This window comes from Pseudomonas sp. B20(2017) (genome assembly GCF_002113125.1).
Taxonomy (GTDB): Bacteria; Pseudomonadota; Gammaproteobacteria; order Pseudomonadales; family Pseudomonadaceae; genus Aquipseudomonas.
Window position 1 is genome coordinate 77,414 of the sequence record NZ_NEJP01000013.1, and the last position, 18,578, is coordinate 95,991.

General features: G+C 62.1%; 19 protein-coding genes. 6 read left to right on the plus strand and 13 right to left on the minus strand.

Going from position 1 to position 18,578, the window contains the following annotated elements; translation table 11 throughout:
- Positions 1-44: 44 nt before the first annotated feature.
- The 4 genes from lptE (at position 45) to CAF63_RS19410 (ending at position 3,416) form a co-directional block, all read left to right on the plus strand.
- Complete coding sequence (gene lptE / locus CAF63_RS19395; RefSeq protein ID WP_085687936.1) at positions 45-650, plus strand: LPS assembly lipoprotein LptE; 606 nt, start codon at positions 45-47, stop codon at positions 648-650.
- A gap of 39 nt (positions 651-689) precedes the next feature.
- Positions 690-1,727: a DNA polymerase III subunit delta gene (gene holA, locus CAF63_RS19400; RefSeq protein ID WP_085687938.1), complete on the plus strand. Its 1,038-nt coding sequence runs from the start codon at positions 690-692 to the stop codon at positions 1,725-1,727.
- A gap of 140 nt (positions 1,728-1,867) precedes the next feature.
- Entirely contained in the window at positions 1,868-2,032 is a 165-nt protein-coding gene (gene arfA, locus CAF63_RS19405) for an alternative ribosome rescue factor ArfA (RefSeq protein WP_007958672.1), read from the plus strand.
- A 61-nt stretch (positions 2,033-2,093) separates the two neighbouring features.
- Positions 2,094-3,416 carry a lytic murein transglycosylase gene (locus CAF63_RS19410; RefSeq protein ID WP_085687940.1) on the plus strand — a complete coding sequence of 441 codons (1,323 nt, stop codon included), beginning with the start codon at positions 2,094-2,096 and terminating at the stop codon, positions 3,414-3,416.
- Positions 3,417-3,532: 116 nt separating this feature from the next.
- Here the strand turns inward: CAF63_RS19410 and CAF63_RS19415 are convergent, their stop codons facing one another.
- From CAF63_RS19415 to CAF63_RS19475, 13 genes are all read right to left on the minus strand, one after another.
- Entirely contained in the window at positions 3,533-4,483 is a 951-nt protein-coding gene (locus CAF63_RS19415; RefSeq protein ID WP_085687942.1) for an LD-carboxypeptidase, read from the minus strand.
- 174 nt (positions 4,484-4,657) lie between these two features.
- On the minus strand, positions 4,658-5,656 hold the full coding sequence (gene lipA, locus CAF63_RS19420) for a lipoyl synthase (protein ID WP_162130488.1): 999 nt from the start codon (positions 5,654-5,656) through the stop codon (positions 4,658-4,660).
- A 25-nt stretch (positions 5,657-5,681) separates the two neighbouring features.
- Complete coding sequence (lipB, locus tag CAF63_RS19425; RefSeq protein ID WP_007958665.1) at positions 5,682-6,329, minus strand: lipoyl(octanoyl) transferase LipB; 648 nt, start codon at positions 6,327-6,329, stop codon at positions 5,682-5,684.
- Positions 6,329-6,604, minus strand: a complete 276-nt coding sequence (locus CAF63_RS19430) for a DUF493 domain-containing protein (RefSeq protein WP_011336094.1) — start codon at positions 6,602-6,604, stop codon at positions 6,329-6,331. Before CAF63_RS19430 ends, lipB begins: the two co-directional genes overlap by 1 nt.
- An 84-nt stretch (positions 6,605-6,688) precedes the next feature.
- Positions 6,689-7,846, minus strand: coding sequence for a D-alanyl-D-alanine carboxypeptidase family protein (locus CAF63_RS19435; protein WP_011336095.1), 1,158 nt, complete (start codon positions 7,844-7,846; stop codon positions 6,689-6,691).
- Positions 7,847-8,171: 325 nt separating this feature from the next.
- The gene (locus CAF63_RS19440) at positions 8,172-9,179 is read right to left on the minus strand and encodes a septal ring lytic transglycosylase RlpA family protein (protein WP_011336096.1); all 1,008 of its coding nucleotides are present in this window, start codon (positions 9,177-9,179) and stop codon (positions 8,172-8,174) included.
- A complete protein-coding gene (gene mltB, locus CAF63_RS19445) occupies positions 9,179-10,189 on the minus strand; it encodes a lytic murein transglycosylase B (protein WP_085687944.1) in 1,011 nt (336 codons plus the stop codon). The genes CAF63_RS19440 and mltB overlap by 1 nt, the downstream gene beginning before the upstream one ends.
- 17 nt (positions 10,190-10,206) lie before the next feature.
- The gene (gene rodA, locus CAF63_RS19450; RefSeq protein WP_085688090.1) at positions 10,207-11,310 is read right to left on the minus strand and encodes a rod shape-determining protein RodA; all 1,104 of its coding nucleotides are present in this window, start codon (positions 11,308-11,310) and stop codon (positions 10,207-10,209) included.
- Between the two features lie 31 nt (positions 11,311-11,341).
- Positions 11,342-13,237, minus strand: a complete 1,896-nt coding sequence (gene mrdA / locus CAF63_RS19455) for a penicillin-binding protein 2 (protein ID WP_085687946.1) — start codon at positions 13,235-13,237, stop codon at positions 11,342-11,344.
- A gap of 9 nt (positions 13,238-13,246) precedes the next feature.
- Positions 13,247-13,714, minus strand: coding sequence for a 23S rRNA (pseudouridine(1915)-N(3))-methyltransferase RlmH (rlmH, locus tag CAF63_RS19460; protein ID WP_003185785.1), 468 nt, complete (start codon positions 13,712-13,714; stop codon positions 13,247-13,249).
- Between the two features lie 9 nt (positions 13,715-13,723).
- The gene (gene rsfS / locus CAF63_RS19465; RefSeq protein WP_007958654.1) at positions 13,724-14,218 is read right to left on the minus strand and encodes a ribosome silencing factor; all 495 of its coding nucleotides are present in this window, start codon (positions 14,216-14,218) and stop codon (positions 13,724-13,726) included.
- A gap of 72 nt (positions 14,219-14,290) precedes the next feature.
- Positions 14,291-15,013 (minus strand): nicotinate-nucleotide adenylyltransferase, encoded by a 723-nt coding sequence (gene nadD / locus CAF63_RS19470; protein ID WP_085687948.1) that lies wholly within the window; start codon positions 15,011-15,013, stop codon positions 14,291-14,293.
- On the minus strand, positions 14,982-16,253 hold the full coding sequence (locus tag CAF63_RS19475) for a glutamate-5-semialdehyde dehydrogenase (protein ID WP_085687950.1): 1,272 nt from the start codon (positions 16,251-16,253) through the stop codon (positions 14,982-14,984). The genes nadD and CAF63_RS19475 overlap by 32 nt, the downstream gene beginning before the upstream one ends.
- Positions 16,254-16,430: 177 nt before the next feature.
- Here CAF63_RS19475 and CAF63_RS19480 point away from each other — a divergent pair, with 177 nt between their 5' ends.
- Complete coding sequence (locus CAF63_RS19480; protein WP_007958648.1) at positions 16,431-17,126, plus strand: DNA-3-methyladenine glycosylase; 696 nt, start codon at positions 16,431-16,433, stop codon at positions 17,124-17,126.
- A 54-nt stretch (positions 17,127-17,180) separates the two neighbouring features.
- Positions 17,181-18,497 carry a bifunctional DedA family/phosphatase PAP2 family protein gene (locus tag CAF63_RS19485; RefSeq protein ID WP_085687952.1) on the plus strand — a complete coding sequence of 439 codons (1,317 nt, stop codon included), beginning with the start codon at positions 17,181-17,183 and terminating at the stop codon, positions 18,495-18,497.
- Positions 18,498-18,578: the final 81 nt, after the last annotated feature.

Consider the following 18,578-nt stretch of genomic DNA (forward strand, 5'->3'; position numbering starts at 1 on the left):
CGGGCCGCAGAGTCGGCCCACCTGGCTTCAAGGGGAGCAACACAATGATCAAACGCAATCTGCTGGTGATGGGCCTCGCCGTCCTGTTGAGCGCCTGCGGTTTCCAGCTGCGCGGCACCGGCACCAACGAACTGTCGATCAAGGAGCTCGATCTGAGCGCCCGCAACGCCTACGGCGAAACCGTGACGCAACTGCGTCAGGTGCTGGAAGCCAGCGGCGTCAAGGTCGTCTCCGGTGCGCCGTACAAACTTTACCTGTCCGATGAACAGGAAACCCAGCGCATCCTCAGCTACGCCGGCGCCGGTCGTACTGGCGAGTATCAGGTAAGCACCGTGCTGACCTACGATATCCGTGGCGAAAAAGACCTGCTGCTCAAAAGCGACAAGCTTGAAGTGCAGAAAGTGTTCATCCACGACGGCAACAACCTGGTGGGTTCCGACCAGGAAGCCAACGATGCACGTCGGGAAACCCGCCGCGAGCTGGTACAACGCATGATGCTGCGTCTGCAACAGCTGACGCCGGCTCAGCTGGATGCCCTTCAGCAGACGGCCAACGCTCGTGCCAAGGCAGAAGCCGACGCCCTCGAAGCGGCGCAGAAAGCTGAAGCGGAAACCCCGCGTCAGTCGCCGCTCGAACTGCCGCAGCAGTAAGACGTTCGGGGCGCTCAGGCGCCCCGTTCGCCCTCTCTTATGAAGCTCGCTCCCGCCCAACTCGGCAAACACCTGCAAGGCGCTCTTGCGCCGGTCTACATCATCAGCGGCGATGACCCGCTGCTGTGCCAGGAAGCTGCCGACGCCATTCGCTCCGCTGCCCGACAGCAAGGATTCGACGAACGCCAGGTCTTCGCCGCCGACGCCAATTTCGATTGGGGGACGTTGCTGCAGGCCAGTGCCAGCATGTCGCTGTTCGCCGAAAAGCGCCTGCTGGAACTGCGCCTGCCGTCGGGCAAGCCCGGTGACAAGGGCGCTGCCGCACTCATCGAGTACTGCTCGCGTCCGGCAGAAGACACGGTGCTGTTGATCAGCCTGCCGAAGCTGGACGGCAGCGCGCAGAAGACCAAGTGGGGCAAGGCGCTGGTCGAAGGTCAGCAGACCCAGTTCGTGCAGATCTGGCCGGTGGACGCCAACCAGTTGCCGAGCTGGATTCGTCAGCGTCTGTCCCAGGCCGGCCTGTCAGCCAGCCAGGACGCGGTCGAGCTGATTTCCGCGCGGGTCGAAGGCAACCTGCTGGCTGCTGCGCAAGAGATCGAAAAACTCAAGCTGATGGCCGAGGGCGGGCAGATCACCGTCGAAACCGTACAGGCGGCCGTGGCCGACAGTGCGCGCTTCGACGTGTTCGGCCTGACCGACGCGGTGCTCAACGGTGAACCGGCCCACGCCCTGCGCATGCTCGAAGGGCTGCGTGGTGAAGGGGTCGAGCCGCCGGTGATCCTCTGGGCCCTGGCCCGGGAGCTGCGGCTGCTGGCCAATATCTCGCTGCAATACAGTCAGGGCACGCCGCTGGACAAGTGTTTCAGTCAGGCCAAACCGCCGGTCTGGGACAAGCGCAAACCGCTGATGAGCAAGGCCCTGCAACGCTACTCGGCGCAACGCTGGGCGCAGTTGCTGCTAGAGGCCCAGCGCATCGATGCGCAGATCAAGGGCCAGGCGGCCGGTTCGCCGTGGATGAGCCTCAGCCGGTTGGCGCTGCTGATGGCCGGTCAGCGTCTGACATTGCCTGCCGAATGAAATCCGGGATCGCGCACTGCGATCCCGTTTTTTATCAAGTCCATTTCCTACACAACATCCCGCCCTCGGTCCTATAGACAGACGCTCGAGATCGGCAGATTATCTGCCGCGCAAAACCTCACTCAATCGAGAGAATCCTCATGAGCAAAAAGCCATCGAAACATGGCCACAACAAGGCCAAGTCCATCGTCGCCCAACCCCTGTTCCGCAGCCGCCAGGAACGACCAACCAAGGGGAAAGGCAGCTACCGCCGCGAAGCCTTCCAGTCTGACAGCTGGGAGGCTTCTTACTTTCTGGCCGCTTGAAGCGCAGCACCCCTTCCTCATGTTAAGGTCTGCACCTGATTCGTATTCCCTGGACCTGTGCATGCCCCTCAGTCTTTCCCGCCGTTGGCCCTTCCGCCAACTGATCGCTGCCTCCAGCTTCGTACTGCTCGTCGCCTGCGCGGAAAAACCCACCGCCGCCGACGCTCAACCGCTTCAGACCGTTCCCGTTGCCACAGCCCCAGCGGTCATCCCGCCGGTAGTGCCGTCCGGTGACAACCTCGACCTGCAACCGACCCAGACCTTTGCCGAATGGCAGGCGGGTTTTCGCAAGGACGCTCTGGCTGCCGGCATCCGTGCCGACCTGTTCGACCGCGCGTTCGCCAATGTCAGCTTCGATGCCAGCGTGATTCGCGCCGACCGCAGCCAGCCGGAATTCGCCCGGCCGGTCTGGGAATACCTGGACGGTGCCCTTTCACCCTTGCGCGTGCGCAAAGGCCAGGCCCTGATCAGCCAGTACGCCGACATCCTGCAAAGCATCGAACAGCGTTACGGCGTTGATCGCCAGGCACTGGTGTCGGTGTGGGGGATGGAAAGCAACTTCGGCCAGTTCCAGGGCACCAAGTCAGTCATCAACTCGCTGGCCACCCTGGCCTATGAAGGTCGCCGGCCGGGCTTTGCCCATGCTCAGCTGATCGCGGCGCTGCAGATCCTGCAACAGGGCGACATCACGCCAGAGAAAATGCTCGGTTCCTGGGCCGGCGCGATGGGCCAGACCCAGTTCATCCCGACCACCTACAACACCCATGCCGTGGATTTCGACGGTGACGGTCGCCGCGACATCTGGGGCAGTCCGGCTGACGCATTGGCCTCCACCGCGCATTACCTGCAAAGCTCTGGCTGGCAGCGTGGCCAACCGTGGGGCTTCGAAGTGCAACTGCCGAGCGGTTTCAACTACACCCTGGCCGACGGCGCGATTCGTAAAAGCGTCGCCGAATGGCGGCAATTGGGCGTGATCCTGCCGAACGGCGGCCAGGTGCCGGCCGGCTCCGAGCAACTGTCCGCCGCCCTGTTGCTGCCGGCTGGCTACCGTGGCCCGGCGTTCCTGATCCTCGATAACTTCCGGGCGATCCTCAAGTACAACAACTCGTCGTCCTACGCACTGGCCGTCAGCCTGTTGTCCGAGCGCTTCAACGGTGGCGGCCTGATCAATGGCTCCTGGCCAAAGGATGACCTGCCGCTGAGCCGCACCGAGCGGATCGAACTGCAAAACCTGCTCACCGCGCGCAACTACGACGCCGGTGCGGCAGACGGGATCATCGGCGCCAATACGCGCAAGGCGATTCGCGCTGCGCAGCAGTCATTTGGCTGGCCGGCGGACGGTTATCCGACACACAAGCTGCTGGAAAGCCTGCGTAACCAGTAAAAGCATCGCGGGCAAGCCCGCTCCCACAGGTTTCGAGGTGTTCGCAGTTCTGCGTACAACCTGAAAACTGCGGGAGCGGGCTTGCCCGCGATGACTGACTATCAGGCGATCAGGCTTTACGCTTTGATCACCACATCCTGCTCCAGCATCAACTCCTTCTTCCCTGCGTCCAGTCGAACCAGCGCCCCCAGCGGCAACGTCAGGTTCGGATCGCAGTGCCCGCTGCGCCAGCCGGACAGCACCGGAATCCGCAGTGGTTCGAAGGTCTGCTTGAGCAAGCGGTTCAAGGCCTCGACATCCACACCCGCCACATCACCGACCAGCACACCACGCAATCTGGCCAGTTTGCCCGCCAGACGCATCTGGGTCAGCAAGCGGTCAATCCGATAAAGCGGCTCGTTGATGTCCTCGATGAGCAGAATCACCCCTTCGACGTCGATTTCGTAAGGCGTGCCCAAGGTCGAGGCGATCATCGCAAGATTGCCGCCCTGCAAACGCCCGTGGGCAATCCCGGGCTCCACAGTGGTCAATGGATAAGCCGCCGGATGACTCAGCACACTTCCGGCCTTCAAATGACCACGCAGCATTGCGAAGAACGACGTCACCGTTGGTGGCTCCTTGTCCCCCAGCAGATCGGCATTCAACAGTGGCCCGTGAAAGGTCACGAACCCGGCGTAGCGGCTGATGGCCAGATGCAGTGCGGTGATGTCGCTGTAACCGACGAAGGGCTTGGCATGGCGGCTCAGCAAGTCGTAGTCGATCCGGTCGAGCAACCTTGGCGTGCCGTATCCACCCCGCAGGCAAATGATCGCATCGACCTCTTCGTCAGCGAACGCAGCGTGCAGGTCATTAAGCCGCACCTCGTCGCTACCGGCCAGATAGCCATCCTTCTCGTAGACGCCAGGGAACACTCGCAAACCGTAACCCCGGGCGCGCATCCACTGAACAGCCTTTTCAGTATCCAGCGTGCCGGGGCCGGCAGGTGCAATGACACCTATCAGCCCTTCCGACGGCAGCGCCGGCACAGGCTTGTGCGGAAAAAGGGTGTGGGTCGGTCGAACGGTCATCCATGGATCTCCCTGTGTGAAGTCATGCACACACAGTAGTCAGGAACGGCGACAAACAGAAGGGGCTCAGCCTCGCCGCAGGTTGCAGGAAAAGTCAGTAACGAGTGTAGGCCGGGCAAAAAAATGCCCGCCGGGCGGCAAACCCCGGCGGGCATTTTCTCATTCAGCGCTGAATCAGGAACCGAGCAGCTCGGCCTTGACCAGTTTCGCCTGTTCGTCGGCGTGGTACGAAGAACGTACCAACGGGCCGGACGCGACGTTCTTGAAGCCCATCTTGTAACCTTCCTCGGCGAACCAGGCGAAGGTGTCCGGGTGCACGAAACGCTGCACCGGCAAGTGGCTGCGGGACGGTTGCAGGTACTGGCCCAGGGTCAGCATGTCGATGTCGTGTTCGCGCATGCGCTTCATGACTTCGATGACTTCGTCGTCGGTCTCGCCCAGGCCCAGCATCAGGCCGGATTTGGTCGGGATGTGCGGCATCATCTGCTTGAAGCGTTGCAGCAGGGTCAGCGACCACTGGTAATCCGAACCCGGACGCGCAGCCTTGTACAGGCGCGGTACGGTTTCCAGGTTGTGGTTGAACACATCCGGCGGCTCGGCCGCAGTGATTTCCAGGGCGATGTCCATGCGGCCACGGTAGTCCGGGACCAAGGTCTCGAGCTGCACGTTCGGCGACAGTTTGCGGATTTCGCGGATGCAGTCGGCAAAGTGCTGGGCACCGCCGTCGCGCAGGTCATCGCGGTCAACCGAGGTGATCACTACGTACTTGAGTTTCAGGTCGGCGATGGCGATGGCCAGGCTTTCCGGCTCGTTGACGTCCAGTGGCTTCGGACGACCGTGGCCAACGTCGCAGAACGGGCAACGACGGGTGCAGATGTCACCCATGATCATGAAGGTCGCGGTGCCGCCGGAGAAGCACTCGCCCAGGTTCGGGCAGGATGCCTCTTCGCAGACGCTGTGCAGTTTGTGTTTGCGCAGCAGGCTCTTGATGCGGTCGACTTCCGGCGAAACCGGGATGCGCACGCGGATCCAGTCGGGTTTCTTCGGCAGTTCGGTGGTCGGAATGATCTTCACCGGGATGCGTGCAACCTTCTCGGCGCCACGCAGCTTGACGCCGGCTTCAACCTTGGGACGCGGGGCCGGGCGCTCGGTCACGTCGAGCGTCGGGATCATGGTTTGCACTGCATCAGTTGTCATATCAGTCGATTCCGCCCGTCAGGGTCGTCTGCTCAGCATAGTCGAGGTGTTTGACGAGCTGCGCGCGCAGCCGGGCACTTACCTCGGCAAATTCAATCGATCCTGCGTGCTCGCTCAGCTGGGTCATCGCCAGCCCGGCATAGCCGCAGGGATTAATCCGTCGAAACGGCTCCAGGTCCATGTCCACGTTCAGGGCCAGGCCATGAAATGAACAGCCGTGGCGAATCCGCAAACCCAGAGAAGCGATCTTCGCTCCGTCGACGTAGACGCCGGGAGCATCCGGCTTGGCCACGGCGGTCACGCCGTAGCTGGCCAGCAGTTCGATCAGGCAGCGCTCCATGCGGCTGACCAGATCGCGCACGCCGAAACCGAGTCGGCGCACATCCAGCAGCAGGTACGCCACCAGTTGGCCGGGGCCATGGTAGGTCACCTGACCGCCGCGGTCGACCTGTACCACCGGAATATCCCCCGGCAGCAACAGGTGCTCGGCCTTGCCGGCCTGACCCTGGGTGAACACCGGCGGGTGTTCGACCAGCCAGATTTCGTCCGGGGCCGTGGTGCCACGCTCGTTGGTAAAACGCTGCATGGCCTGCCAGACCGGCTCGTAAGCCATCTGGCCAAGCTCGCGAAAGCCCAGCGTGCCCGGCATCACAGCACCATGTGCACGAAACCGGTAGCCCGCAGTTCGCTGTTGATGTTGTACAGCTGATCCTGGTCGGTCGCGACGATGTGCAACTGGATGGTGGTGTACTTGCCGTTGCTGCTTTGACGCTCGTCCACACGCTCATCGTTGATCCTGGCGTGTTTCTTGACGATGTCGATGATCTTGTCTTTGTTGCCGACGCCCGTATCGCTGATCACCTTAACCGGATAATCAACCTGGGGAAATTCGATCTTTGGCGCCTTTACTTCGGTATCGGTCATGGCGTAACGGCCTCGTAAGCGTAAGCCCGGTAACGAACAAGGCCCCGCACCGGATGGGTGCGGGGCCATGCGGGTCAACTCAAATCAGTTGAACAAGCCGTAGAAGAATAGACGGATGCTATCCCACATGCGGCGGAAGATACCACCCTCCTCGACAGCGTCCAGGGCGATCAGGTCGGCGCTGTGCACCACCTTGTCGTCCAGTTTCACTTCGACTTTACCGATCACGTCGCCCTTGGCGATTGGCGCGGTCAGTTGCGGGTTCATGGTCATGCTGGCAGCGAGCTTCTTCAGCTGGCCTTTAGGCAGGGTCATGGTCAGGTCTTGTGCCAGGCCGGCCTTGACTTGACTGGTAGTGCCTTTCCACACTGGGGCCTGAGCCAGTTCGGTGCCCTTCTGGTAGAAGGTCTGGGTTTCGAAGAAGCGGAAACCGTAGGTCAGCAGCTTCTGGGTCTCGGCGGCGCGGGCCACTTCGCTGTTGGTGCCGAACACCACGGCGATCAGGCGCATGCCGTCACGTACGGCCGAGGACACCATGCAGTAGCCGGCTTCGTCGGTGTGACCGGTTTTCAGACCGTCAACGGTCTTGTCGCGCCACAGCAGCAGGTTGCGGTTAGGCTGTTTGATGCCGTTCCAGAAGAACTCTTTCTGCGAGTAGATCGCGTAGTGAGCCGGGTCTTCGTGGATGATCGCGCGCGCCAGGATCGCCATGTCGTGAGCCGACGAGTAGTGCTCAGGGTTCGGCAGACCGGTCGGGTTCATGAAGTGGGTATTGGTCATGCCCAGATCGGCGACGGTCTTGTTCATCAGGTCGGCGAAGGCGTCTTCGCTGCCGGCGATGTGTTCAGCCACCGCGACGCTGGCGTCGTTGCCGGACTGGATGATGATGCCGTGCAGCAGGTCGCTGACAGTGACTTGCGAGCCGACCTTGATGAACATCCGCGAACCGCCGGTGCGCCAGGCGTTTTCGCTGACGGTCACCGGGTCATTTTCACCGATCTGGCCACGACGGATTTCCAGCGTGGCGATGTACGCGGTCATCAGTTTGGTCAGGCTGGCCGGTGGCAGGCGCTGATCACCGTTGTTCTCCACCAGCACGTTGCCGCTGTTGGCATCCATGAGCACGTAGGATTTGGCGGCCAGTTGTGGTGGCGACGGCATCATCTCGGCCGCGAACGCGGCAGGCGAGAGGAGCAGCGGGACTAGCAGACACAGGCGTTTGGCAAAGGTGGTGATGTTCATCCGTCTCTCGAAATCGCTAATGGAAACTGTCCTGGCGGACAAAATTTAATCAGATGTCTTTCAGGCTTTGCCCGAAACCTGCCTGCGCGACGATCATGCTGCGTTAAAAACAGATTCGGAATGCTCATGTAGGTCCCCTACACTCCGCTTCCTCACCTGTTTTTGCCTTGCCTGATCGCCGCTCGGCGAGCTTTCGAGCGAACCCTACGAGCATCGCGTGTTCAGTTGCTCACTCCAGGCACCCTTGCCGGGCTTTTGTTCTTCGACGAGCCAACAACCTGGTTCACCCCCCAATCGCTGGTGAACCGTCAATCAAGTCCTACGTTTACTCGGTGACCACACTTGGCGAACCCAGGTTGGCCAGGCGCACGCTGTTCTGTACCTGGGCAATTTCACCCGGCGAACCGATCGGTCCCAGGCGAACCCGGTGCAGGGTCTGCTGATTGCGCACGATCGAGCTGATGAACACCGGAGCGCTCACCATCCCGCTGAGCTTCGACCTCAGGAGTTCTGCAGCGTCCGGGTTGGCGAACGCGCCCACCTGCAGATACTGGCCAGACGCTGGTGCAGAAGCGTTTTTTTTTGCATCGAGCTGAACCGGCACGACGGCCGCGGCGTGCTGCTGCGGCGGCGGAGTCCATTGCTCCACGGTGCCGGCCGAGGCCGTGATCACCGGGGCGCTATTCTGCGCGACTTGCGGCTCGTTGAGCATCAAAGGCGCCGGACGGCCCTTGGCGGCCCACCATTGCTGCGGGTCGATACCCTCGACCTTGACCCGTGCGGTGCCGATTTCGGCATAACCGAGTTTTTTCGCAGCGGCGTAGGACAGGTCGATGATCCGGTCCGAATAGAACGGCCCGCGGTCATTGACCCGCAGGATCACGCTCTTGTTGTTGTCCAGGTTGGTCACCCGAACATAACTCGGCAGCGGTAATGTCTTGTGGGCGGCACTCATGCCGTACAGGTCGTAGACCTCGCCGTTGGCGGTGTTCTGACCGTGGAACTTGGTGCCGTACCAGGACGCGGTGCCGGAGGCCACGTAAGTCTTGGATTCCTGCAACGGGAAGTAGGTCTTGCCCAGCACGGTGTACGGGTTGGCCTTGTACGGGCCGGTGTGCAGGGTCGGCGTCGCGTCCGGAATCCGCGATACGTCGACATCCCACCACGGCGCGCCATCCTTGTGGGCCCGGTTTATGTCCAGGCCCGGCTGCGAACGAACGGCAGTGGTCGGCTTCTGGCTCGGTGAACGGCTGGTCGAACAACTGGCGACCAGCACCGCCAACGCAGCGAAAGCCACCAGCTTCAGGGGTTTATTGATAGGCAATGCCCGCATTACTTGACGCCCCGTGCTTGTACCAGCTGTTCAGACAGTTGATGTACGGCCATGGCGTACATCACGCTGCGGTTATAACGCGTGATCGCGTAGAAATTCTTCAGGCCCATCCAGTATTCCGGGCCATTGTCGCCTTCGAGGCGGAATGCGGTGACCGGCATGTCATCGCGCAGCGCATCATGACTCGACCAGCCCAGCGCTCGCAACTCCCCGACGGTTTTCGTCGGCTCGATACCGGTGGTCAGGCCTTCATCCACCTGCTCTCCCCGTACATCTGCGCGACTGACCACCGGCTCGCCGGCGACCCAGCCGTGACGTTTGAAATAGCTGGCGACGCTACCGATCGCATCATCCGGGTTGTTCCAGATATTGATGTGGCCGTCGCCGTCGAAATCTACCGCGTAGGCGCGGAAACTGCTCGGCATGAACTGCGGCAGACCCATCGCCCCGGCGTAGGACCCCTTGAGGGTCAGCGGGTCGACCTGCTCTTCGCGTGCCAGCAGCAGGAACTCACGCAGCTCCTTGCGGAAAAATTCGGCACGGGGAGGATAGTCGAATCCCAGCGTGGACAAGGCATCAATCACCCGGTAATTGCCGGTATTACGTCCGAAAAAGGTCTCAACACCGATGATCGACACAATTACCTGGGCCGGAACGCCGTATTCCTGCTCGGCGCGGGCCAGGGCGGCCTCGTGCTGACGCCAGAAGTCCACACCGCGGGCAATGCGCGCGTCGGTGATGAACATCGGCCGGTATTCTTTCCACTGTTTGACCCGTTCGGCGGGTTTGGAAATGGCGTCGAGAATCGCCTGCTTGCGTTGGGCTTCGCGGAACACGGCCATCAGCTGTTCGCCGGCGAAACCGTAGTCGCGGGTCATTTCACCGACGAATTCGGCCACCTGGGGCGAGCCTTCGTAATCGCCGGCCAACGCTTCCTGCGCGCTGCCAAGGATGCCTACCAGGCCGAGCCACGGTGCGTATCGTGTCGCCCAGTCACGCATTACTTGCATTGAACTCTTCACCTTATTCAAACCTGTGCGATCCACTTGCGATGGGTATGGATCGACATCAAAACCCCAAACGCTGACAGCAGCGTCACCAGCGAAGTTCCGCCATAGCTAATGAACGGCAACGGCACCCCCACCACCGGCAATAGGCCACTGACCATACCGATGTTGACGAAAACGTAAACAAAAAACGTCATGGTCAAAGCGCCGGCCAGCAATTTGCCGAACAGCGTCTGCGCCTGGGCGGTAATCACCAGGCCACGACCGATCAGCAACAGATAGATCAACAACAGTGCGCAGATACCCACCAGCCCGAACTCTTCACCGAGCACGGCGATGATGAAGTCGGTGTGGCTTTCCGGCAGGAAGTCCAGGTGCGACTGGGTGCCCAACAGCCAGCCCTTGCCGAATACACCGCCGGAACCAATGGCGGCTTTCGACTGGATGATGTTCCAGCCGGTGCCCAGCGGATCGCTTTCCGGGTCGAGGAACGTCAGGATCCGTTGCTTCTGGTAGTCGTGCATGATGAAGAACCACATCGCGACCGACACCGGAATCGCCGCCGCCAATACGCTGAGAATCCAGCGCCAGCGCAACCCGCCCATGAAGAGTACGAAGGCGCCGCCAGCCAGAATCAGCAGCGAAGTGCCGAGGTCCGGCTGACGCACGATCAGGGCGAACGGCACACCGATCAACAACAGGCTGATGCCGACATGCTTGAGCTGCGGCGGCAGCGTGCGCTTGGACAGGTACCAGGCGATAGTTGCCGGCATCAGGATCTTCATGAATTCCGAGGGCTGGAAGCGGATCACCCCGGGGATGTTGATCCAGCGGGTCGCGCCCATGGCGTTGTGACCCATGATGTCCACCACCAGCAGCAGCACCACCCCGATCACATAGCCGAGCGGCACCCAGCGCGCCATGAACCGCGGCTCGAACTGGGCAATGATGATCATCGACACCAGACCGATGCCGAACGACGTAGCCTGTTTGGCCAGCAGATCCCAGCTCTTGCCGCTGGCCGAATACAGCACGAACAGGCTGCCGGCCGCCAGGATCAACAACAGCACCAGCAACGGGCCGTCGATATGCAAACGTTGCAACAGCGTCGCCCGGCGACGCATCACATCCTCGCTGGAGAGCATGCGATCGAAATTATTCATCACGGGCCGTAGCCTCCGCACTGATAGGGCTGGCGTATTCGGCTTTCAACCGTCCGTCCTGATCCAGCAGCCAGGCATCCATGACCTGCCGCACCACCGGTGCCGCGACGCCGGAACCGGACTCACCGTTCTCGACCATCACCGACACCACGATTTTCGGGTCATCCGCCGGCGCGAAACCGACGAACAGGGCGTGGTCGCGGTGGCGCTCCTGGACCTTGGAGCGGTCGTATTTCTCACCCTGCTTGATCGCCACGACCTGGGCCGTACCCGACTTGCCGGCGATCCGGTATTGCGCGCCGATCGAGGCCTTGCGCGCGGTGCCTCGGGCACCGTGCATCACCTGCTGCATGCCGTGGTTGACCTTGTTCCAGTCCGACGGGTCGCGCAGGATGATGTCCGGCATCGGATTTTCATCCTTCGGCTTCTCGCCTTCGATGGTCTTGGCCAGATGCGGGCGATTCCATACGCCCTTGTTGGCCACCAGCGCCGTGGCCTGGGCCAGTTGCAGCGGGGTCGATTGCATGTAGCCCTGGCCGATCCCGAGAATCAGGGTTTCGCCGGGGAACCACGCCTGACGCCGGGTCGCGCGTTTCCACTCGCGGGACGGCATCAGGCCGGGGGATTCTTCGAACATGTCCAGCGAGACCTTCTGGCCGATGCCGAACTTGTTCATGTAGGCCGACAACCGGTCGATGCCCAGCTTGTGCGCCAGGTCATAGAAGTAGGTGTCGTTGGACCGCATGATCGCCGTGTCGAGGTCGACGAAGCCGTCCCCGGTACGGTTCCAGTTGCGGTACTTGTGATCGTAGTTGGGCAGCATGTAATAGCCGGGGTCGAACACCCGGCTCGACGCCGTCACCACGCCCGCATCGAGACCGGCAATCGCCACAGCCGGCTTGATCGTCGAGCCCGGCGGGTACAGACCGCGCAGCACGCGGTTGAACAGCGGCCGGTCGATCGAATCGCGCAGCTCGGCGTATGCCTTGAAGCTGATGCCGGTGACGAACAGGTTCGGGTCGAAGCTCGGCTGGCTGACCATCGCCAGCACTTCGCCGGTTTTCGGATCGAGCGCCACCACCGCGCCACGCCGACCGCCCAGCGCGGCCTCGGCGGCTTCCTGCAATTTGATGTCGAGGCTCAGGACGATGTCCTTGCCCGGCACCGGATCGGTACGCTTGAGCACGCGCAGGACACGGCCACGGGCGTTGGTCTCGACTTCTTCGTAACCCACCTGACCGTGCAGCTCGGCCTCATAAAAGCGCTCGATGCCGGTCTTGCCGATGTGGTGGGTGCCGCTGTAGTTGACCGGATCGAGGGTCTTCAGCTCTTTCTCGTTGATCCGCCCCATGTAACCCACAGAGTGCGCGAAATGCGCGCCCTGCGGGTAGTGACGGACCAGTTGCGCGACCACTTCAACGCCCGGCAGGCGGAACTGGTTCACCGCGATCCGGGCGATCTGTTCTTCGGTCAGTTCGAACAGGATCGGCACCGGTTCGAACGGCCGACGGCCCTGGCGCATGCGCTTCTCGAAGATCACCCGGTCTTCCGGCGTCAGTTCCAGCACCTCGACGATAACGTCGAGCACCTGCTGCCAGTCGCCGGAGCGCTCGCGGGTCATGCTCAGGCTGAAGCTCGGACGGTTGTCCGCCACCACCACGCCGTTGCGGTCGAAAATCAGGCCACGGGTCGGCGGGATCGGCTGAACGTGAACCCGGTTGTTTTCCGACAGGGTCGAGTGATAGTCGTACTGAATCACCTGCAGGTAATACAGCCGCGCAATCAGCACGCAGATCAGCGCCACCACCGCAATTGCGCCGAACACGACGCGACCACGCACCAGACGGGCGTCTTTTTCGTGGTCCTTGATGCGGATCGGCTGAGACATGAGGGCAGATTACTTGTGGTAAGGGTGGCCGGACAGCACGGTCCAGGCACGATACAACTGCTCGCCGATGAGGATCCGCACCAGCGGGTGCGGCAGCGTCAGCGGCGACAACGACCAGCGCTGATCCGCGCGGGCACAGACTTCCGGCGCCAGCCCTTCCGGGCCACCGACCATGAAGTTGACCGTGCGCGAGTCCAGGCGCCAGCGATCGAGCTCGACCGCCAGTTGCTCGGTGCTCCACGGCTTGCCATGAACTTCGAGGGTGACGATCCGCTCGTTCGGCCCGACCTTGGCCAGCATGGCTTCGCCTTCCTGACGGATGAAGCGGGCCACGTCGGCGTTCTTGCCACGGGTATTGAGCGGAATTTCCACCAGTTCCAGCGCCAGCTCGGACGGAAGACGCTTGGCATATTCATGCCAGCCTTCTTCCACCCACTTGGGCATGCGTGAACCGACGGCGATCAGTCGCAGTCGCACAGCAATCCCTTACAGCTGGTCTTTGTTGAGCTTGGTGAAGTGCTCGTGGGTGTTTTCCGGGCTGTGGTGCTTGGCGTCCGCCGCACGGCTTTGCTCGGCACCGGCCCACAGGCGCTCCAGGTCGTAGAACTGACGAGCCGAGGCGGTCATCATGTGAACGATCACCAGGTCCAGGTCCAGCAGCACCCAGTCGCTGTCGCCCTTGCCTTCTTCGCCCAGCGGCTTGGCGCCGTTCTTTTTGACCTCTTCGCGAACCTTGTCCAGCATCGCGTTGATCTGGCGGTTGGAAGTACCGGTGGCGATGATCATGTAGTCGGTGATGCTCTGCTTGTCGCGCACATCAATGATCTGGATGTCCTGGGCCTTGACGTCTTCCAGGGCTGCAACGGCCACCTTGACCAGCTCGTCGCCCTTCAGCGGTTCATTGGTGTTGACCGGCTCTGGCAGCGGGGCGCTCTTGAATGTGCCTTTGCGCTTTACTTTGGTTTGGTCTTTGTCAGTCATATAAAACTCGTTTTGCTCATATATTCGGCGGCTTGGCGACACGTGGATTCGTATCAGTGAAGCACGCCTTGTTCAGTTCGACGCACGGTACAGACCGTGCGCATCGATGTAGGCCAGGACCGCGTCGGGCACCAGGAAACGTACCGACTTACCGCTGGCCAGCAGTTGACGGATCTGGGTGGCGGAAACCGCGAGCGGTGTCTGCCAGACGAATGCAATCTGTCCGCTCGGCCCCTTCAGGGCCAGCGGGTCGCTCACCGAACGCGCTGCCAGCAGGTTGCGCAAGGCATCCGGCGGTTCGCTGTCGGCGTCCGGGCGCTGTAGCACCAGGATGTGGCAATGCTGGAGCAACTCTTCCCAGCGGTGCCAAGTGGGCAGGCCGCAAAATGCGTCCCAGCCCAGAAGCAGAAAAACCTGGGTCTCGGCGGCCATTTCGGCGCGCAGCGACTCCAGGGTATCGATGGTCCAGGACGGTTTGTCCCGCTGCAATTCGCGGGCGTCCACCACCAGCGGCGGCACACCGGCTACCGCACATTCAACCATTGCCAGCCGGTCCTGCGCCGACACTTGCGGCGTATCGCGGTGCGGCGGCCGGGCGCTGGGCATCATGCGCAGCTCATCGAGCACCAGCGCTTCGGCGACTTCCAGCGCGCCACGCAAATGGCCGACGTGCACCGGATCGAACGTCCCGCCCAGTACGCCAATGCGCCGGGGACGGGATTTCTTGCCGGTTCTTGGCGCTTTCAGATCAAGGTCGGACAAGTCAGACCGTCGCCTGGCCGCGCAACTGGCCATCACCGACCACGATGTACTTCTCGCAGGTCAGTCCTTCGAGGCCCACCGGGCCACGGGCGTGCAGCTTATCAGTAGAAATGCCGATCTCGGCACCCAATCCGTATTCGAATCCGTCCGCGAAGCAGGTCGGGGTGTTGATCATCACCGACGCCGAGTCGACCTGAGCCACGAACTGCCGGGTGTCGGCGAGGTTTTCGCTGACGATCGAGTCGGTATGGTGGGAGCCGTAATGGTTGATGTGTTCGATGGCCTGATCCAGGCCATCCACCACGCGGATCGACAGAATTGGCGCCAGGTACTCGGTGCTCCAGTCTTCTTCGGTCGCAGCTACGGCCTCGATGATCGCCCGGGTGCGTTCGCAACCGCGCAGTTCGACGCCCTTTTCGCGGAACTGCTTCGCCATCGGCGGCAGGAAATCCTTCGCAACACTTTGATCGACCAGCAAGGTCTCCATCGCACCGCAGATGCCATAGCGATAGGTCTTGGCATTGAAGGCGATGCGCTGGGCTTTCGGCAGGTCGGCGTGTTCGCTGACATAGACGTGGCAGATGCCGTCCAGGTGCTTGATCACCGGCACCCGGGCGTCACGGCTGATGCGTTCGATCAGGCCACGGCCACCGCGCGGTACGATCACATCGACGTACTCCGGCATGGTGATCAGCGCGCCAACAGCGGCACGGTCGGTGGTTTCCACCACTTGCACCACGGCAGCCGGCAGTTCGGCTTCGGCCAGACCGCGCTGGATGCAGGCGGCAATCGCGCGGTTGGAATGAATCGCTTCGGAACCGCCGCGCAGGATGGTCGCGTTGCCAGACTTCAAGCACAGGCTCGCAGCGTCAATGGTCACGTTGGGACGGGATTCGTAGATGATCCCGATCACGCCCAGCGGCACGCGCATCTTGCCGACCTGAATGCCCGACGGACGGAAGCTCATATCACGGATAGCACCAACCGGATCCGGCAGCGCTGCGACCTGACGCAGGCCGACGATCATGCCGTCGATGCGCGCCGGGGTCAGTTCCAGACGTTCCAGCAGCGCCGGCTCCAGACCGTTGGCGCGACCGGCGGCCAGATCCTGTTCATTGGCTGCCGCAAGCTCGACGCGGGCGGCGTCCAGGGCATTGGCGGCAGCCAGCAGGGCGCGGTTTTTCTGCGCGGTATTGGCACGGCCGATGACGCGGGAAGCTTCGCGGGCGGCGCGACCCAATCGGGTCATGTAGTCAAGAACGGACTCAGTCATGGTCTGCTGGGGTCTTGGCAAAGAGGAAAGCGGCAGATTATAGCTGTCGCGTCCCGGGACTAACAGCGGTGACGGGCGGATGGTCGAAATGGACTGCGATTTGCCGACGTTCAGCAGAGATTAAGCCGCGAATTGTTATCATCACGGCCTCCTCCGCCTGGATAAACCCTGTTTGCCATGTCCAACCTGACCGTTCGCGCCACCTCCGCGCGCCAGCCTGTCGGCCTTGCGGATGCCTTTTTCGACCGTGACGCCCAGACGCTAGCCCGTGATCTGCTCGGCAAAGTCATCCGCCACCGCGTTGGCGATTTGTGGCTGAGCGCCCGAATCATCGAAACCGAAGCGTATTACTGCGAGGAAAAAGGCAGCCATGCGTCCCTCGGCTACACAGAAAAGCGTAAGGCTTTGTTTCTGGATGGCGGCCACATCTATATGTACTACGCCCGTGGTGGCGATTCGCTGAACTTCAGCGCGCAGGGTCCGGGCAATGCGGTGCTGATCAAATCGGCCTATCCATGGGTCGACGAGATCAGCGGCCCGGCCAGTCTGGCGCAGATGCTGTTGAACAACCCCGACGCCCAGGGCCGACCGCGCCCGTCGCAGAAACTCTGTGCCGGGCAGACGCTGCTGTGCAAGGCGCTGGGGCTGAAAGTGCCGGTGTGGGATGCCAAGCGCTTCGACCACGAAATCCTGCTGGTGGAAGACACCGGCCCTGCGCCAACTCATGTGATTCAGACCACCCGCCTGGGCATTCCCCATGGCCGTGACGAACACTTGATGTATCGCTTCGTCGATGCCGCTTATGCCCAGTGGTGCACGCGGAACCCGCTGCGCCGGGGTCAGGTCGAAGGTCGCGATTATTTTCTGCTGTGAATGCACACCCTTCGGCTCGCCGATCAGGGACATCAATGAAATGGAGTGGTTTGTATGGGCCCATGGCTCGATAGCGTGACCGGGTGGCTGGCCGCCAATCCGCAGTGGCTGGCGGCCGCCGTGCTCATTGTGGCGTTTGTGGAGTGTCTGGCAATTGCCGGCCTGATTGTTCCCGGAACGGTGTTGCTGTTTGCCGTGGCGGTGCTGGCCGGCAGCGGAGCGCTGTCGTTGAGTGAAACCCTGTTGCTGGGCTTCCTCGGCGGGATTCTCGGCGATGTGATTTCGTATTTCCTCGGTCGCCACTTCCACCAGAACATCCGGCGCCTGCCGGGTCTGCGCCATCACCCGGAATGGATGGCCGGTGCGGAAACCTATTTCCAGCGTTACGGCATCGCCAGCCTGCTGGTCGGGCGCTTCATCGGCCCGCTGCGGCCGATGCTGCCGATGGTCGCCGGCATGTGCGACATGCCCTTCCCGCGCTTCGCCGCTGTGAGTCTGCTGGCAGCGGCCGGCTGGAGCCTCGCGTACCTGCTTCCGGGCTGGGCCACCGGGGCAGCGATTCGTCTGCCGTTGCCGGAAGGCTTCTGGCTGCAGGCCGGGATTGTTGCCGGCAGCATCGCGGTGATGGTCGGCCTGAGCGCCAACAGCAGCCTGCGCCGTCATCGCCGGGCGACCATCTGGATCAGCAGCATGAGCCTGTTGATCCTGATCGGCCTGTTCATCGGTTACCCGTACCTGACCGCCCTCGATCAGGGCGTCATGACCCTGGTGCAGGAACACCGCAGCCCCGCGCTGGATGAGGTAGCGGTCGTTTTCACCCTGATCGGCGAATTCCGCAACATGCTGCTGTTCAGCGCTCTCCTCACAGCGCTGCTGTTGCTGTGCCGTCAGTGGCGACACGCTATCTTCGTAGGCGGCACCCTGCTCGTCACGGCATTGGCCAACACCGGGACCAAAATGTTCTTCGCCCGGGTACGCCCGGAAGTGCTGACCGATCCGCTCACCAGCTACAGCATGCCCAGCGGCCATGCATCCGGATCGTTTGCTCTGTTCCTGGCGCTTGCCGTACTAGCCGGACGCGGTCAGCCGCCGAGGCTGCGACTGACCTGGCTGTTGCTCGGCTGCATACCGGCGCTGGCAATTGCCCTGTCACGGGTCTATCTGGGAGCGCACTGGCCAACCGATGTTCTGGCCGGAGCCATGCTCGCCGCCTGCGTCTGCGCAGCGGGCCTGTGGCTGAGTCAACGCCATGCCCCCCTTGGTGCGATGCCGCAGAAAGTCTGGTGGCTGATATTGCCGGCACTGGTCGCTCTGTTCGGTTTTTTTGTATTGCGACATTTGCCACACACCTTGTTGCGATACGCCTATTAAGCCTGCGGCCAACGCTCACCGGTGCGCACGTCGTGCGGTGAGCGCCGGTAAATATCTGGCAAAGCAAAAGCTCATGAACAA

What these genes read in the sequence shown, in the direction of transcription:
- lptE (WP_085687936.1), top strand. Translation starts at nt 45, where the DNA reads ATGATCAAACGCAATCTGCTGGTGATGGGCCTCGCCGTCCTGTTGAGC.
- holA (WP_085687938.1), top strand. Translation starts at nt 690, where the DNA reads ATGAAGCTCGCTCCCGCCCAACTCGGCAAACACCTGCAAGGCGCTCTT.
- arfA (WP_007958672.1), top strand. Translation starts at nt 1,868, where the DNA reads ATGAGCAAAAAGCCATCGAAACATGGCCACAACAAGGCCAAGTCCATC.
- CAF63_RS19410 (WP_085687940.1), top strand. Translation starts at nt 2,094, where the DNA reads ATGCCCCTCAGTCTTTCCCGCCGTTGGCCCTTCCGCCAACTGATCGCT.
- CAF63_RS19415 (WP_085687942.1), bottom strand. Translation starts at nt 4,483, where the DNA reads ATGACCGTTCGACCGACCCACACCCTTTTTCCGCACAAGCCTGTGCCG.
- lipA (WP_162130488.1), bottom strand. Translation starts at nt 5,656, where the DNA reads ATGATCCCGACGCTCGACGTGACCGAGCGCCCGGCCCCGCGTCCCAAG.
- lipB (WP_007958665.1), bottom strand. Translation starts at nt 6,329, where the DNA reads ATGCCGGGCACGCTGGGCTTTCGCGAGCTTGGCCAGATGGCTTACGAG.
- CAF63_RS19430 (WP_011336094.1), bottom strand. Translation starts at nt 6,604, where the DNA reads ATGACCGATACCGAAGTAAAGGCGCCAAAGATCGAATTTCCCCAGGTT.
- CAF63_RS19435 (WP_011336095.1), bottom strand. Translation starts at nt 7,846, where the DNA reads ATGAACATCACCACCTTTGCCAAACGCCTGTGTCTGCTAGTCCCGCTG.
- CAF63_RS19440 (WP_011336096.1), bottom strand. Translation starts at nt 9,179, where the DNA reads ATGCGGGCATTGCCTATCAATAAACCCCTGAAGCTGGTGGCTTTCGCT.
- mltB (WP_085687944.1), bottom strand. Translation starts at nt 10,189, where the DNA reads ATGCAAGTAATGCGTGACTGGGCGACACGATACGCACCGTGGCTCGGC.
- rodA (WP_085688090.1), bottom strand. Translation starts at nt 11,310, where the DNA reads ATGCGTCGCCGGGCGACGCTGTTGCAACGTTTGCATATCGACGGCCCG.
- mrdA (WP_085687946.1), bottom strand. Translation starts at nt 13,237, where the DNA reads ATGTCTCAGCCGATCCGCATCAAGGACCACGAAAAAGACGCCCGTCTG.
- rsfS (WP_007958654.1), bottom strand. Translation starts at nt 14,218, where the DNA reads ATGACTGACAAAGACCAAACCAAAGTAAAGCGCAAAGGCACATTCAAG.
- nadD (WP_085687948.1), bottom strand. Translation starts at nt 15,013, where the DNA reads ATGGCCAGTTGCGCGGCCAGGCGACGGTCTGACTTGTCCGACCTTGAT.
- CAF63_RS19475 (WP_085687950.1), bottom strand. Translation starts at nt 16,253, where the DNA reads ATGACTGAGTCCGTTCTTGACTACATGACCCGATTGGGTCGCGCCGCC.
- CAF63_RS19480 (WP_007958648.1), top strand. Translation starts at nt 16,431, where the DNA reads ATGTCCAACCTGACCGTTCGCGCCACCTCCGCGCGCCAGCCTGTCGGC.
- CAF63_RS19485 (WP_085687952.1), top strand. Translation starts at nt 17,181, where the DNA reads ATGGGCCCATGGCTCGATAGCGTGACCGGGTGGCTGGCCGCCAATCCG.